Raw genomic sequence first — 14,923 nt, 5'->3', positions numbered from 1 at the left:
AGCATCCGTAAAGTGAATCAAATTCTAAAAGGCTACAGGAACAGCTTTTCCAGGGGCAGACTTTGATGCCTGCCGAGGGTTCAAGAGTGTCGTCACCAGCAACTTGCCATCCACATCGCGCCGCTGTAGTTCGCAGAGCAAAAAATAGGTGGGGTAAAAGGCGTCACCGAGCAAGATATCGTCTGCGTTCAGGTTGTCCAGCAAGTTTCTTGGCAAGTTTTTTTCATCGGTTCCCTTGCCCTGGAAGCGTGCGAAAGCCGCATCTAAAATAGCACCACTGGCGAGGCAAGTTAAGCCGACCAGCCGGCGCAGCGGGTGGTCCAAGCCAAGTTTTTGACGGCGTGACTGTGGGTGTTTTCCCTGATTTGCGGGTGTGTGCGGCATGGCGATCGCGAGGCCATTAAATGACCACTCACTTGGGGCAACCCGGTAAATGGTTGTAGAATTAGAGGAAGTGCTAATAGAATTAAATAGGCCGCTACGCTATTATAACGCCTCATTTCTGTTGCCTTAACCATCAGTAACTTGCCCGTTGCTCTGTGTTTTTATATACATTGTGATTACGGTTGCCGGTAAGGGGCCGGCACTAGGGTAAAAGCGAATGAAATCTGTGGCTGCGCGGCTTATAAACTGGCTTTTTGAATTACCCAGGCCACACAAGCGCCTGGTGTCCGTTGCGGCAGATGTCTGTTTTATTATTTTGGCACTCTGGGGCTCCTTTGCCCTGCGCCTTGAAAATTGGTTTTGGGTTCCCTCAACAACCGCCATTCTCGTTTTTTCCCTGACCGCAATCATCACCATCATCATCTTTATCCGCTTGGGCTTATACCGGGCCGTCATCCGCTATATCAGTGAAAAAGCCCTGATGGTTATCATGATAGGTGTGGTGTGCTCATCGGTTGCGCTGGTTCTATCCGGCTTCATGTTACAGGCAGGCATACCGCGCTCGGTGCCTGTTATTTACTGCGCCCTGCTGTTTTTACTGGTGGCCGGTACCCGTTTCCTGTTTCGCTCAATTATTAATCGCCCACGTGAAAAGCTCAAAGGCCGTGTGCTTATTGTGGGTATAGGGCGCCGGGCTTTACAGCTGCATTACGCGTTAATGCAAGGTACCGAATACCGCCCCATGGGTTTTGTAGCGCTGGATTGCGGCCGCCACACCTCCTTTATAGCGGGCTTTCAGGTGTATTCCGTAGCCCAAGTTGGGAAAGTCGTAAAAGAGCAGGGCGTACAACGGGTATTTCTGGCCCTGGAAGACGGCGGCAAAATTTCCCGTAAACAGCTGATGATGGTGCTGGAAGAACTGCGTGTGCCGGTGCAAACAGTGCCCTCTATGTCGGCACTGTTAGCCAAGCAAGCGCGTATCAACGAAGTTCGGGATTTAGACATTGAAGACCTTCTGGGCCGCGATCCGGTTCTGCACGACCCCGCCTTAACCGCCACCAGTATCACCGGAAAGGTCATCATGGTAACCGGTGCCGGCGGTTCTATCGGCTCCGAGCTGTGCCGCCAAATTATCCGCAACCGGCCAGCCTGCGTGGTACTGATGGAACAGTCTGAATACGCGCTCTATTCAATCGAGCGAGAACTGCTGGCCATTAACGAATCCCAATCCACCAACGTAGCCGTGCACGCCTTGTTGGGCAGCGTAATACACCGCCGCCGTTGTGAAAATATCATGCGCAGTTTTGGCGTTCAGGTGGTTTACCACGCTGCCGCCTATAAACACGTACCGTTGGTAGAACACAACACCATTGAAGGCGTTCAAAACAATGTAATGGGTACCTGGCACTGCGCTGAAGCGGCCATATCTGCCGGTGTAGAGCAGTTCGTGCTGATTTCCACAGACAAAGCCGTGCGCCCAACCAACGTGATGGGCGCCAGCAAGCGCATGGCCGAACTGGTTTTGCAGGCCCTGGCTGAACGCCAGCAGAACACCATGTTTTCAATGGTGCGTTTTGGCAACGTGCTCGGCTCCTCAGGCTCTGTTGTGCCATTATTTCGCGAGCAAATTCGTGCGGGCGGCCCGGTTACCGTTACCCACCCGGACATTACCCGTTATTTCATGACGATTCCTGAAGCCAGCCAACTGGTCCTGCAAGCCGCAGCGATGAGCAACGGTGGTGAAGTGTTTGTACTGAACATGGGCGAGCCGGTTAAAATTGCCGACCTGGCGAGAAAAATGATTCACCTGATGGGGCTTAGTCAGAAAACCGCCGAAAACCCGGTGGGCGACGTGCCCGTTGTTTACGTCGGACTGCGCCCTGGCGAAAAACTGTACGAAGAGTTGCTGATTGGTAACAGCCCGCAGCCCACGCTGCACCCGCGCATACTCATGGCGCGGGAAGAATCGCTTAGCTGGCCCCGGCTAGAAGTGTTGCTGAACGCCCTGGCCAGCGCCAGTCAGAGTTTTGATTGCCAGAAAGTGGTCGATATTCTTGGTAAGGCGCCAACCGGATACAGCCCCGACGGGCCAGTTAAAGATGCGCTCTGGAGCCGTATTTCCGATAACGTCGGTCAGCGCGGCCCTGGCTTGGCGGTTTCCCGAAACAGCAAGCGTACTCCGTCCCCAAACGTCTATAAATTTCCAGTCTGAATGCAGGTCTTGCACCGTAGAGCGCCATTGGCGCATAGCCTGCGGGGTAGACTCACGTGCGCCAATAACCGATAATGCGCCGCCGTGGCGGGCATCAAACCGTTTTTTTAAGGAAGCACAGTGTGCGGCTCCATTCCTGAAAATCTTTAACATCCTGACTAGCGTCATCTTTCTTTCCAGCTTCTGGAGTTTCTTTCCGAATGTTCAAAGCGAAAACCAATCAGCCAAAGCAGCCAACTCCCCTCCAGGAAGCGCTGAAACAATGTAAAGGCGGCTTTTACTCAGCGGGTTTTCTCAGCTTTTTCATTAACCTTTTGATGCTGGTGCCCGCTCTTTACATGCTGCAGATATACGACCGCGCCTTGGGCAGTCGTAGTATGGATACCCTGTGGATGCTGACCTTAATTGTGGTCTTTCTGTTTATTGCATTGGCGCTGATGCAGGTGGCACGCTCGGCCATACTGGTGCGGCTGGGTAACGGGTTAGACATGGCTATGAACACCAAGCTGTTTGGCTCTATGTTCAAACAGTCGGTCAGCCAGCCGGGCAAACAAAGTTCACAGCCTATTCAGGACATGACCGCGCTACGGCAGTTCCTCACCGGCCAAGGCCTGTTCGCCTTTTTCGACGGCCCCTGGTTGCCCATCTTCATTGCGGTGCTGTTTGGCTTCCACCTCTGGTTTGGTATTTTTGCCATTATTGCCGCGGTTATTCTGGTGGCCCTGGCTTGGCTGAACGAAAAACTCACAAAAGCACCACTGAGCTCCGCCAGCAGCAAAAGCATTCAGTCAACGCGGTATGCAGACTCGTGCCTGCGTAACGCCGAAGTGGTTGAAGCCATGGGCATGGAGGGCAGCTTGCGGCAGAAATGGCTTGAACGTCATTTAGGGTTCCTGAAAGACCAGTCAGACGCCAGCGACCGCAACGCCGTACTCAGCAACGTGTCAAAAACCCTCAGAATGCTGTTTCAGTCGCTCATATTGGGGTTAGGTGGATACCTGGCCATCAAACAGGAAATTACCCCCGGTATGCTGATTGCCGGTTCCATTCTGCTGGGCCGTGCTCTGGCGCCGTTGGACTTGATGATTGGTTCCTGGAAAGGTTTCGCATCGGCGCGCCAGGCCTACCAGCGTTTGAACCAGTTGTTCGAACAATACCCCACCGGCGAACCCGGCATGCCATTGCCGGCCCCGGAAGGCCACCTGAGCGTAGAAGCACTGGTGGTAGTGCCGCCAGGTGCCAACGTACCCGCTTTGCGTGGCGTCGGTTTTGCGTTAGACGCCGGAGATATGTTGGCGATTGTGGGCCCAAGCGCTGCTGGCAAGTCCACGCTGGCACGGGCTGTTCTGGGTGTTTGGCCGCTGAACAACGGCACCGCGCGCCTGGATGGCGCCGACATTCATCAATGGGACAAAGCCCAGTTGGGGCCGCACATTGGCTACCTGCCGCAAGACATCGAATTGTTTGAAGGCACTATTAGCGAAAATATTTGTCGTTTTGGCCCGGTGAATCCGCAGGCTGTGGTAGACGCCGCAAAAATGGCCGGCGTGCATGAATTGATACTGCGCTTGCCCAATGGTTACGACACCCACATCGCGTCAAACGGTGGTGCCCTTTCTGGCGGCCAGCGCCAGCGTGTCGGGTTGGCCCGCGCCGTATACGGCGACCCGCGCCTGGTGGTGTTAGACGAGCCCAACTCCAATCTGGATGACCAGGGCGAGCAAGCTTTGGTCGCGGCGCTAGAGTCACTGCGTGAAAAGAAAGCCACCGTCATTCTTATTTCCCACCGCAAGCCCATTCTGCGCCTGGTGAACAAAATGCTGGTTCTGTCTGACGGGCAAGCGATTGGTTTCGGTGCTCGTGACGACGTAATGCGCGCCCTGCAAGACGGCACTCTTAACGTTGGTAAAAACAAACAGCAAGCATTGAGAGGCGTAAAGTAATGAGCGAACAGCAAGATGTCGGAAAAGACGGCGCCACAAAGAAAACAGCGCAAGAAGCCGAATGGCTGGAAGCAGAATACGAAAAGGACGTGCCAGAAGCACAGTCCAAGCCTCAGGTTGAAACCAGCCACAGCCGGCGTTCGCGCTTCGGAGTCCTGATTGTACTGCTGACCTTTGTCGGCTTTGGCGGCTGGGCCACTTTTGCCCACGTAGACGGCGCTGCCGTGGCCCTTGGCGAGGTGATTGTAAGTACCCAGAACCGCAACATACAGCACCTGGAAGGCGGCGTTGTCGACACCATCTTTGTAGACGACGGCGATCAGGTAGAGCAGGGCGACACGCTGATCACACTGTCAGATATTCGAGCGGTTGCCGAACTGGACATTATTCAATCGCAGCTGGATGAAATTCTTGGCGAAGAAGCCCGCTTGCTGGCCGAAAGAGCACAGAAAAATGTGGTCGAATTTCCTCCTGCTCTGCGGTCAAGAAAAGACCAGCCCGGCGTTGCGGCGATTATTGATGGTCAAACGTCGCTGTTCAACTCCCGCGTAGAAAGCGTTCGCGGCCGCGAGCAGATTCTAGAGCAAAAAGCCGCCTCTTTGGCCCAGCAGGTTAAAGGGCAGAAAGCGATGGGTGAATCTTTGGCGGGTCGCGCTTCGTCTTACCAGGAAGAAGTGAAACAGTGGCAGGAACTCTACGACAGGCAGCTGGCTGACCGCTTGCGCATCAACGAAATGACCCGCGAATTGCTGCGCCTGCAAGGTGAGCGCGACGCCACAGAAACCGAAGTTGGCCGTCTGCGCGCAGAAATCGCCAATACCCGCTCAGAGCTGTTGATTACCCGCGAAGAGTTCATGGAAAAGGTCAGCACCCGCCTGCGCGAAGTACAGCAAAAACGCGCTGATCTGCAGGCCCGTAAAACCAGCCTTGAAGACACCCTGCGCCGGTTGGTGATCAGCAGCCCGGTGAGCGGCACCGTGGTGGGCACCGAAGTGCATACCGAGGGCGGCGTTATTCGCCCCGGCGACACCCTGATGCAAATTGTGCCCAGCAATCAGAAGCTGGCGATCGTGGCAAAAGTGCAGCCCACAGAAATTGACCGTATTAGGCCGGGCCAGCTGTCCAGCATTCGGCTTTCCGCGTTCAACTTCCAGGCCGCCCACGTGATAGAAGCGGAGGTGATTAACGTATCGGCAGACACCTACGAAAATGAGCAAACCCGCGAAAGCTATTACGAAGTGCGGTTGAACATTACCGAAAAAGGCATAGCCACTATGGCCAAACAGGACATGTTCCTGCTGCCCGGTATGCCCGCTGAAGTACTGATCAGTACCGGTAACCGCACCGTACTGGAATACTTGCTGGACCCATTCATTCGGATGTCTGAACGCGCATTCCGCGAAAGCTGAGGAAGCCAAAATGCCAACCCACACACTCAGCGCCAGCTTGGTTGCTGTGCTTCTGTCCATGGTTGCCGCGCCGCTTATGGCCGCGCCGCCCCTGACGATTCAGCAGGCATGGGAAAGCACCCTTGAAAATAACCTGCGTTTGCGTGGCGAAGCCAGCTACGTCAGCGGTGAAGACGCACGGGTAGACGAAGCCTGGGCCGCTGTAAAGCCGCAAGTAGACTTTACCGCCGGCTACGGCCGCACTTGGTACAATCGCGACCTTGGCCGGGGAAATCTGGAAGAAGGTCAAGACAGCCCCAGCCGCTTGGATGTCGGCGTTAGCCAGGTTCTATATTCCCGTCGTGCCTTTAAAGGCATAGACGAAGCCGAGCGCTCGGTGGACAAAGAGCAGGCACGGCTTGACGCCACCCGCGCGCAGGTTGGCGTGGAAAGCTTGCTAAGCTACCTCGAAGTCAACCGTTTGCAAAAGCTGGTGGCGGTGTTAGACAACGAACTGGCAAGCCACCAACAGCAGGCAAACCAGGTTGAACAGAAGCTGGAACGCGGTTTTGCCACCAAAGCCGAAGCACTGGAGGCTGTGTCCCGGGTAGACGAAGTTCGCGCCCAGCTTGTTAAGCTTAAAAGCCGGCATTGGGCTGCGCTGCAAAAGTTGCAGCAACTGGTGGGCAAACCGGTAACCGAGGTGGCAAACGTAAAAGAATCGCTGTGGCGCAAAACGCCGGAGTTTTTGGCTACCAACTGGCAGGCCATCGTGCTGGCCAATGCGCCCAGCGTAAAAATAGCCGAGGCAGAAAGCCGCCTTGCCAGCGCCAGCTATGAAGTGGCAACGTCAGGGCATTACCCTGAGTTGTCCCTGAATGCCCGTTATACCGACAACGACAGCTTTGCCACCTCAGTACTGGAAGAGCGCAAAGTAGAGCTTCGCCTATCCATACCCATATACAAGGGTGGCAGCACCAGCGCCCGATCACGCGCGGCCCGCTACCGGGAAGAAGGCGCAGAGTGGCTGTTGGCCAGCGAGCGAGAACAGGTTGCGGTCGAAGTTCAGCGGCTAACCGCCGAGCTGGGCGGCGGCTATAACAACATTCGTGCGCTAGAGCAGGCACTGGAATCGGCCAGTGCTTCTGAAGAAGCCGCCAACGAAGGCTTTCTGGCCGGCGTACGCAACCTGGTCGGTCTGCTTGACGTACGCAAGCGCCGCTCCGCCATTGAACAAGAGTTAATTAACGCCATATACGACAACCTCAGTAACCGCTTGCAGCTGCTTTCACTGGCCGACGAGCTGAATCCGCAACGCTTGCAGCCCTGGGCGCGCTAAGCGGGCCCACGAACCAAAAAGGCCCTATGCTGTGGCAAACTCCACGGCGTTTAGCTATCTGGTCATTAATGCTGTGTGCAGGGAATAAATAAATGAAAAGCTGGTTCAGAAGCTTTCGGGATTACCGTTTCTTTATCTTATCGTCGATTCGTAATGACTTGGTCAACCAGTTTGCAAGAAGCCGCTTAGGTGGCTTATGGATGATTGTACATCCACTGGTCATGGTCGCCATTTATGCGTTTGTGCTGTCTGCCGTGCTCTCTGCGAAGTTTGACGGCATCGACAACCGCTATGCTTATGCCATCTACCTCACGTCGGGCATTCTGGGTTGGACTCTGTTCAGCGACATCATCAGCCGCAGCCTTAACCTTTTTGTAGGCAACGCCGACCTTCTTAAAAAGATGAAGGTACCCAAAATCGCGCTGCCCGCGGTAACGGCCGGCACCTGCCTGATTGGCCATGGGCTTCTGCTTGCGGCCATCTTGGTCATTTTTGCGTTTCTGGGTCATCCGCCGTCGGCCACTCTGCTTTGGGTGCCCGTGATTACCGCGGTCCTGCTGCTGTTCTCGCTAGGCCTTGGGTTGGTGATTGCCGTACTGAATGTGTTTATCCGCGACATCGCCCAGATTGTGCCCATTGTGCTGCAATTTTTGTTCTGGTTTACTCCGATTGTATATCCGTTAACCATCATTCCCGAGCATTTGCGCTGGGCGTTGCAGTTCAATCCTGTCTACCCGGCTATAAAGGCCTACCATGACGTGCTGGCGTATCAACAGCAGCCAGACCTGGCGGCTTTGGCGGTAATGGCCGCCATTGGGATTGTGTTTGCGGTGTTGGGGTTGTGGCTTGTCCGGCAGGCAAGCTCCGAAATGGTAGATGTACTATGAGCCTGCTAACCGTTGAACACGTCAGTAAATCCTTCCGTGAATACGCCTCTGAATGGAAGCGGGTGGCCCGCTGGTTCGGCTTGCCTTTTAAACCGGTGGCCGAAAACCCGATACTGCGAGACATCAGCTTCAGCATCGAGCGCGGTGAAGCCATTGGCATTCTTGGCCAGAACGGGGCTGGCAAAAGCACACTGTTAAAGTTGATCACCGGCACCCTTATGCCCACGGCTGGCGTTATTACTGTCAATGGTCGTATTGCAGCCATTCTGGAGCTGGGCATGGGCTTCAACCCGGAACTCACCGGCCGTCAGAACGTGTATCACGCCGCTTCAATCATGGGGTTCAGCCACGCCGAAGTGGACAACTTCATGCCCGCAGTTGAAGCCTTTGCCGATATTGGCGAGTATTTTGACGAACCTGTCAGGGTCTATTCCAGCGGCATGCAGGTGCGCGTCGCCTTTGCCGTGGCCACAGCTGTTCGGCCAGACATCCTGATTATCGATGAAGCTTTGTCTGTGGGCGACGCGGCTTTTCAGCGCAAATGTTTCCGTCGCATAAACGAATTTCTGGAGCAGGGCACCACGTTGCTGTTCGTCACCCATGACATCGACGCCGTCAAAAAACTGTGTAAACGAGCCATTTTTTTGCATTACGGGAAAATAGAGGCTTATGGCGCCGCCAAAGAAGTCTGCGACGCCTACGAAAAATCACTGTTCGGCGGCGGCACCCCTGCCGCAGAGGAGCTTACCGAAGGTCGCCAACTTGACCCAACCCTGGCCTCCGATTGTGAGGTCAGTTACGGAGATGGCCGCGCCACCATCGAGTCGATCTGGCTGCAAAATCAATCCGGTGAACCGGTTAACCTGTTTAACAGTGGCGAGCCGCTTGTGCTAAAAGCCTGTGTTCGCTTCAATCAAGCGGTGGACCACGCCGTATTTGCCATCATGATCAAAACCCGCGAAGGCCTGGGGCTGTTCGGCACCGACACCTCCGAGCTAGCACAGTTTAGCGGCCGAACCTTCCAGGAAGGCGAGTTAGTCACCCTGCGCTATGATATAGGCAACGCCTTTGCCCCTGGCGTTTACTACATCAACTGCGGTGTAAGAGACGATCGCAGCAACGAACCGGTGTTTCTCCATCGCCGGCTAGATGCTGTGCTGTTCCGGGTGCGCAGCGACGAAAACACCACGGTAAAATCGGGCCTGATCAATGTCCCGGCAAAGATAACCATCGAAGAAACAGACACATGACCGCTACTCCCTCGCCCCAGCCTATTTTTATTCATGCGCTGTTCCGAACGGGCAGCACCTATATGTTCGAAGTCTTCCGCAGGCTGGGCAGCCAGTACATGTGCTTTCAAGAGCCCCTGCACGAAATTGCCCTGCATGCAAAAACCGACACGGCCATCCTTAATGACCCTCAGGATACCCAGAAGGCAAACGTTCTTCGGCACCCGCCGCTGTCACGGTCTTACTTCAGTGAATTGTATGAGGTGGCCGATGCCTGCCTGCCGCATTTGCAGGAGCGTGACATCTATGATGGCTACTTCGGCACAGACACCCGCCCTAGGGGAATCGACTACTGGCAGTCCCTTATCGAGCAGGCTGCTGCCCGCCCGGTTATTCAGGAATGCCGTTCCGCTGGCCGCATTGAAGGCATAAGGCGTCAGCTTGGGGGGCATCATGTCTATTTATGGCGTAATCCCTGGGACCAATGGTGGTCTTACCAGGTCTCTCCCTATTTTGATTTGACCACCCAGCTGATTTTCAACGCCTCAAGCCGGCCCCCGCTGGTTCAGTTGGTCAGTGAGCATATCGGTTTTCAGCCCTTGCCGTTGGGGCCTTTGGAAGTAGCCTACGATCACTTCTCCCGGCGGCTACTATCGCCAGATCACGCTTACCAGGCATTCTATACGCTTTGGTTGCTGGGCCTTCACCAAGGCTGCAAGCACGCAGACCAGCTCGTCAATATTGATCAGTTAAGTGCAAACGCCACGGCGCGCCGCCATGCCGTAGCGGCTCTGGAGCGCGTTGGTGTGTCGGGGCTTTCTTTGGACGACTGCCACAGCCCGGTGTCGTCTTTTACGGATAAGGAACAGGCTCGCTTTAACGAGTTGGAACAAGAAATTCACCAACTCTGGATAGAAGCCGGCCTGCCCGAAAGCGACCTTCAGCGCTTACTGACCCTCAGGCAGCAAGCTGCGCCCGAGTGCCATGCATTGGCAGGGCAAGAGGTACCACTGGCCAACGAACTGTCACGCTACCGTGACTTGCTGCGGCGCCGCCATGAAGAAATTTTGTCTCTTCATCAGCAAAGCGATGCCAAATTGCAAACAGCGCATCGCCGGGAGGATGTGTTCAGAGAGCAACTTGAAGAAACAGCACAAAAAAGTGACTGGATCGAACGTCAAGCCCAGCGGCATAAAAGCACCGCAGAAGATCTTGACCGGCAGCTGAATTCGTCTCAGCAGTTGCTGGGCGACATCTTTCAAAGCAGTTCCTGGAGGCTAACAGCGCCACTGCGTAAAAGTGCCCTTGTGATAAGGCGCGTGTCTGGGGCAACGGGCTTGGCTGGCGTTATCTCCTCTACGTCCCTAAGGGGCACGCTGCAAAAAAACGTATCTGACATTGCAGCTGCAACAGAACGGCGCACCCGCCGCCATCCCCGTCTGCGACAGGCCCTGCTGGCCCTTGTGCTGCGCATGCCCTGGCTGGTGGTCCGCCTGCGGCGGATGCGGCGTAACCCACAATCCGTCGCGCTCAACAACCCAGTAAGCCTTACGCCCAGATCCCGGGATATTTATCGGCAACTCGTAGCCGCCATTGGCATTATTAACACCCAGAATTCCAGCAAGGACAAAAATGAGACTCCTGATTGATCTCCAGTGCCTGCAAACCTCAAGCCGCTTCCGGGGCATTGGCCATTACGTCAGCTCGTTGCTTAAAGCCTTGCTGCAGGTTAACCAGCAGCGACAGCAGCCCCACGATATTATTGTTCTGCTCAATAATTATCAGCCAGAGTTAATCCAGGACTTTCAGCAACACTGGTCGTCACTCTTGCCGCCCGGCGCCATCCGTGTTTTTCATGCACTGCCGGAAACGGCCGAGCTGTCATTCTGTAACCCGGGCATAGTCCGCATCAGCGAGCAGCTCAGAAACGAATTCATAGAACGCCTGAATCCAGATTTCGTACTCATCAGCTCACTCTTTGAGGGTATGGCTGATGATTTCGTCTGCGATATCCCCCGCAACCGTTCCTGCCCGGTGGGCGTGATCGGCTACGATTTGATTCCGCTGATCAGTCCGCGGGAGTACCTGGGTGATCCGGTAATCAACCGCTGGTACCGGCGCAAAATCGATAGCCTGCAGCGGGTGGATCGGGTGTTCGCCATATCAGAAAGTGCCAGCCGCGAATTCGAAACCCATCTTGAACTGCCCGAGGGAAGCGTGGCGACGATTTCCACAGGCTGTGACCAAGGCTATTACCCCCTGGGCGAAACAGACGAAATACAGCGCGAAGTGCTTCGGGAGCTGGGCATCAGTGGGCCCTTTATTCTTTACAGCGGCGCTTCTGACGAGCGCAAAAACCTGAACGCTCTGATTCAGGCCTTCAATCGGCTTTCGGTTGACCTAAAGAAATCCCTCAGGCTGGTACTGGTTGGTAAATTTAACGAAGTCGATCAAGCCCGGCTTTCTCAATACGCCAAAACCCACGGCATTCCCCCGAGGCACATTCTCTATACCGGTTTTGTGCCTCAGCAAACCCTGAACATTCTTTACAACCATTGCCAGGTGTTCGTTTTCCCCTCCCGGCATGAAGGATTTGGGCTGCCGGTTCTAGAAGCCATGACCTGCGGTGCGCCAGCGCTCTGTGCCAACACCACCAGCCTGCCGGAAGTGATGGGGCTTGAGGCGGCCATGTTCGGGCCAGACGACATTCCCCGGCTCACGCAATTAATCACCCGGGTGGTTACCGAACCTGATTTTCGCCAGCAGCTGATAGACCATGGCCTGGAGCGAAGCCGCCGTTTCTCCTGGCATAAAACCGCCACCGAACTGCTGCATCAGATTGAACAAACCATCGACAAACATAGGGGCTCACCACCGGGCAGCACCCCTTCCAACGGCAGTTCAAGCGCTGATACAAAACGAATTGAAACCCTGGCACAGTTGTGTCAACGCTGGAAGCTGGACGACAGACAACTGCGCCAGCTGGCCAACGCACTGGCCGCCAACGATCTCGCGCTCACCAAAATCCTGCCCCAACGGCAATACAACTGGCGCCTCGAAGGCCCTTTCGACTCCAGCTACAGCCTGGCCCTGCTGAACCGGGAAACTGCCCGCGGGTTGGCTGCTATTGGCCAGCCGGTAAGCCTGCACTCCACCGAAGGTCCCGGCGATTTCGAACCCTCGCCGGCATTCCTGGCAGACAATCCCGACATCGCCTATATGCACTCCCTAAGCCACGATAAAGCGTTTCGGCCCACAATCATCAGCCGCAACCTTTACCCGCCCAGGGTCAACGACATGGCAGAAGGGGCACACCTCCTGCACCACTACGCCTGGGAAGAAGCCGGTTTTCCGCAGGAATGGGTCGAAGATTTCAATCGCCACCTGACCGGCATTACTTGTTTGTCTGAACACGTTCGCAAGGTGCTCATAGACAACGGCGTTTGCCTGCCCATGTCAGTCAGTGGTTGCGGCGTAGATCACTGGGACCGTGTGGTTCCAAAGCCGTACCCGTTGCAGGCACGAGCTTTTCGTTTTTTGCATGTGTCCTCCTGCTTCCCCCGCAAGGGTGTAGACGCCTTGCTGGAAGCCTGGGGCCAGGCCTTCAGTGACGCCGATAACGTTTCCCTGGTCATCAAAACGTTCGAAAACCCACACAACAACGTGCAAGACCTGCTCGCAGCCCAGCGGCGTGCCCGGCCGGACTACCCGGATGTGGTTATCATCAGTGAAGATTTGCCCGCCGGCCAGCTCAAATACCTTTACGAAAACTGCCAGGCCCTTGTGGCCCCCAGCAAAGCCGAGGGGTTTGGCCTTCCGCTTGCGGAAGCCATGCTCAGTGGGCTACCTGTAATCACCACCGGCTGGAGCGGCCAGCTGGATTTTTGTGACCACGATACCGCCTGGCTGACCAAGTTTCACTTCGAGCCGGCCCAGACACATTTCCAGTTGCCGGATTCGGTTTGGGCAAGCCCGGACACAGAACACCTGGCCAGCCAGCTGTGTGAGGTTTACGCCCTGCCACCGAGCGAACGCCGCCGTAAAACCGCCGCCGCCATTCAACGCCTGCGTGAGCAGTTCACCTGGGAGCAGGTTGCACTGCGGCTGGCCAATCAGGCGGACGACATTATACAGCGCAGGCAAAACGAAGATATCCAGCGGCCCTTGCGGGTAGGCTGGGTAAGCACCTGGAACCAACGCTGCGGGGTGGCCACCTACTCGGAACACCTCACTGAAACCAATAAGCACGACCAGGTGATTGTGTTCGCCCCCCACAACAGCGGCAGCGACGACAGTGGAAACGGCCCGCAGGTCATTCGCTGCTGGCATCAGAATGATCAAGACCCGCTGCACGAACTGGCCAGCCAGCTGCTGGCCGCCAAGCTAGACGCAGTGGTTATCCAGATGAACTACTACTTCTTCGATTTCGACGCCTTGGCCCAGCTGATTGCTACCCTCAAGGCCAGCGGCATCGTAGTAACCTTTACCCTGCATTCCACGGTGGACCCGGAACCCAGAAAGGCACTCACCCGGCTGGCCCGGGCCGCCGAGCTGGCAGACCGTGTACTGGTGCATACAGTGCCAGACCTCAACCGCCTGGCCCAGGCTGGCATCGTCAGCAATACGCTGCTGATGCCCCACGGTATTGCCGATATTGAACCAGAACCGGTTGAATGGAACTTCAACGGCCGGCCTTGCATTGCGTCCTACGGTTTTGCCTTGCCCCATAAAGGGCTTGAACAGCTGATAGAGGCATTCGCCCAGCTGCACCGGGAAAACCCCCAGCTGGTCCTGTTACTGCTCAATGCCGAACACCAAGACCCGGTATCGGCCCAATTCATAAAAACATTGCACCAACGCATCGGCGAACTCGGTATTGCCGATGCCGTTCATGCCGAGCATCGGTTCCTGCGCAATGGTGAATGTTTGGGCCTGTTGCAGCAAGCCAGTGTGATTGCCTTGCCGTATCAGCAAACCGGGGAGTCTTCCAGCGCCGCAGTGCGTATGGCTATAGCGTCTGGCAGGCCGGTGCTGGTAACGCCTTTGCCGATATTTGGCGACGTAGAGCCGGCAGTGGCAATTCTGCCGGGCACCAGCGCAGAAGCCATTCGCGACGGCCTGGCCCAGGCCCTGGCCGGGCAGCTTGGGCCAGACCCCGAACGCTTGCGCCAGTGGCGTGAGTCAAGGGCCTACCCGGTGGTTGCAAAGCGAACCTTCAACCTTCTGCGGTCTTTGTGGCTTAACCGGTAAAGGCTACAATGGTGGCCATGCCGGCACCGGTTCCCGCAGCATTGGCCAGCATGTCATACCAGCAAAACCCAGAGCCGTAATGCTTGTCCCACGCTTCCTTGCACAGGCCCAGTGCCAGGGTGCCGCCCGCCGCAACCGGAAGGCTGGGAACAATAAAGAAAAACACCACAACCAGGCCGTAGCTGAGCGCAAGGTGTTGTTGCTTGTCTCGCTCCAGTGCCCGGCGTTTCAACAGGTTTATAACAGCGGTGACGTTTGACGGGTTGGGCATAAACGATGACAGCCTGCTGG

10 protein-coding genes are annotated in these 14,923 nt (G+C 55.8%); 8 read left to right on the top strand and 2 right to left on the bottom strand.

Annotated elements, in window-relative coordinates; genetic code table 11:
• Positions 1-24: 24 nt before the first annotated feature.
• A complete protein-coding gene (locus MIH19_RS13485) occupies positions 25-384 on the bottom strand; it encodes a hypothetical protein (protein WP_249005365.1) in 360 nt (119 codons plus the stop codon).
• Between the two features lie 217 nt (positions 385-601).
• Here MIH19_RS13485 and MIH19_RS13480 point away from each other — a divergent pair, with 217 nt between their 5' ends.
• From MIH19_RS13480 to MIH19_RS13445, 8 genes are all read left to right on the top strand, one after another.
• Positions 602-2,596 carry a nucleoside-diphosphate sugar epimerase/dehydratase gene (locus MIH19_RS13480; RefSeq protein WP_249005364.1) on the top strand — a complete coding sequence of 665 codons (1,995 nt, stop codon included), beginning with the start codon at positions 602-604 and terminating at the stop codon, positions 2,594-2,596.
• A gap of 200 nt (positions 2,597-2,796) precedes the next feature.
• The gene (locus MIH19_RS13475) at positions 2,797-4,539 is read left to right on the top strand and encodes a type I secretion system permease/ATPase (protein ID WP_249005363.1); all 1,743 of its coding nucleotides are present in this window, start codon (positions 2,797-2,799) and stop codon (positions 4,537-4,539) included.
• Entirely contained in the window at positions 4,539-5,948 is a 1,410-nt protein-coding gene (locus MIH19_RS13470; protein WP_249005362.1) for an HlyD family type I secretion periplasmic adaptor subunit, read from the top strand. The genes MIH19_RS13475 and MIH19_RS13470 overlap by 1 nt, the downstream gene beginning before the upstream one ends.
• A gap of 10 nt (positions 5,949-5,958) precedes the next feature.
• Positions 5,959-7,266, top strand: a complete 1,308-nt coding sequence (locus MIH19_RS13465; RefSeq protein WP_249005361.1) for a TolC family protein — start codon at positions 5,959-5,961, stop codon at positions 7,264-7,266.
• Between the two features lie 92 nt (positions 7,267-7,358).
• Positions 7,359-8,153 carry an ABC transporter permease gene (locus tag MIH19_RS13460; protein ID WP_249005360.1) on the top strand — a complete coding sequence of 265 codons (795 nt, stop codon included), beginning with the start codon at positions 7,359-7,361 and terminating at the stop codon, positions 8,151-8,153.
• Positions 8,150-9,403 carry an ABC transporter ATP-binding protein gene (locus MIH19_RS13455; protein ID WP_249005359.1) on the top strand — a complete coding sequence of 418 codons (1,254 nt, stop codon included), beginning with the start codon at positions 8,150-8,152 and terminating at the stop codon, positions 9,401-9,403. Before MIH19_RS13460 ends, MIH19_RS13455 begins: the two co-directional genes overlap by 4 nt.
• Positions 9,400-11,031 (top strand): hypothetical protein, encoded by a 1,632-nt coding sequence (locus MIH19_RS13450; protein WP_249005358.1) that lies wholly within the window; start codon positions 9,400-9,402, stop codon positions 11,029-11,031. Before MIH19_RS13455 ends, MIH19_RS13450 begins: the two co-directional genes overlap by 4 nt.
• On the top strand, positions 11,015-14,632 hold the full coding sequence (locus MIH19_RS13445) for a glycosyltransferase (protein ID WP_249005357.1): 3,618 nt from the start codon (positions 11,015-11,017) through the stop codon (positions 14,630-14,632). Before MIH19_RS13450 ends, MIH19_RS13445 begins: the two co-directional genes overlap by 17 nt.
• Here MIH19_RS13445 and MIH19_RS13440 read toward each other — a convergent pair.
• Positions 14,622-14,903, bottom strand: a complete 282-nt coding sequence (locus MIH19_RS13440) for a hypothetical protein (RefSeq protein ID WP_249005356.1) — start codon at positions 14,901-14,903, stop codon at positions 14,622-14,624. The genes MIH19_RS13445 and MIH19_RS13440 overlap by 11 nt on opposite strands.
• Positions 14,904-14,923 lie beyond the last annotated feature (20 nt).

The organism is Marinobacter sp. M1C (assembly GCF_023314135.1).
In the GTDB taxonomy this organism is placed as follows: Bacteria; Pseudomonadota; Gammaproteobacteria; order Pseudomonadales; family Oleiphilaceae; genus Marinobacter.
Note: the sequence above shows the minus strand (reverse complement) of the source record. Positions and strands in the feature narration are given on the sequence as shown.

What these genes read in the sequence shown, in the direction of transcription:
- MIH19_RS13485 (WP_249005365.1), bottom strand. Translation starts at nt 384, where the DNA reads ATGCCGCACACACCCGCAAATCAGGGAAAACACCCACAGTCACGCCGT.
- MIH19_RS13480 (WP_249005364.1), top strand. Translation starts at nt 602, where the DNA reads ATGAAATCTGTGGCTGCGCGGCTTATAAACTGGCTTTTTGAATTACCC.
- MIH19_RS13475 (WP_249005363.1), top strand. Translation starts at nt 2,797, where the DNA reads ATGTTCAAAGCGAAAACCAATCAGCCAAAGCAGCCAACTCCCCTCCAG.
- MIH19_RS13470 (WP_249005362.1), top strand. Translation starts at nt 4,539, where the DNA reads ATGAGCGAACAGCAAGATGTCGGAAAAGACGGCGCCACAAAGAAAACA.
- MIH19_RS13465 (WP_249005361.1), top strand. Translation starts at nt 5,959, where the DNA reads ATGCCAACCCACACACTCAGCGCCAGCTTGGTTGCTGTGCTTCTGTCC.
- MIH19_RS13460 (WP_249005360.1), top strand. Translation starts at nt 7,359, where the DNA reads ATGAAAAGCTGGTTCAGAAGCTTTCGGGATTACCGTTTCTTTATCTTA.
- MIH19_RS13455 (WP_249005359.1), top strand. Translation starts at nt 8,150, where the DNA reads ATGAGCCTGCTAACCGTTGAACACGTCAGTAAATCCTTCCGTGAATAC.
- MIH19_RS13450 (WP_249005358.1), top strand. Translation starts at nt 9,400, where the DNA reads ATGACCGCTACTCCCTCGCCCCAGCCTATTTTTATTCATGCGCTGTTC.
- MIH19_RS13445 (WP_249005357.1), top strand. Translation starts at nt 11,015, where the DNA reads ATGAGACTCCTGATTGATCTCCAGTGCCTGCAAACCTCAAGCCGCTTC.
- MIH19_RS13440 (WP_249005356.1), bottom strand. Translation starts at nt 14,903, where the DNA reads ATGCCCAACCCGTCAAACGTCACCGCTGTTATAAACCTGTTGAAACGC.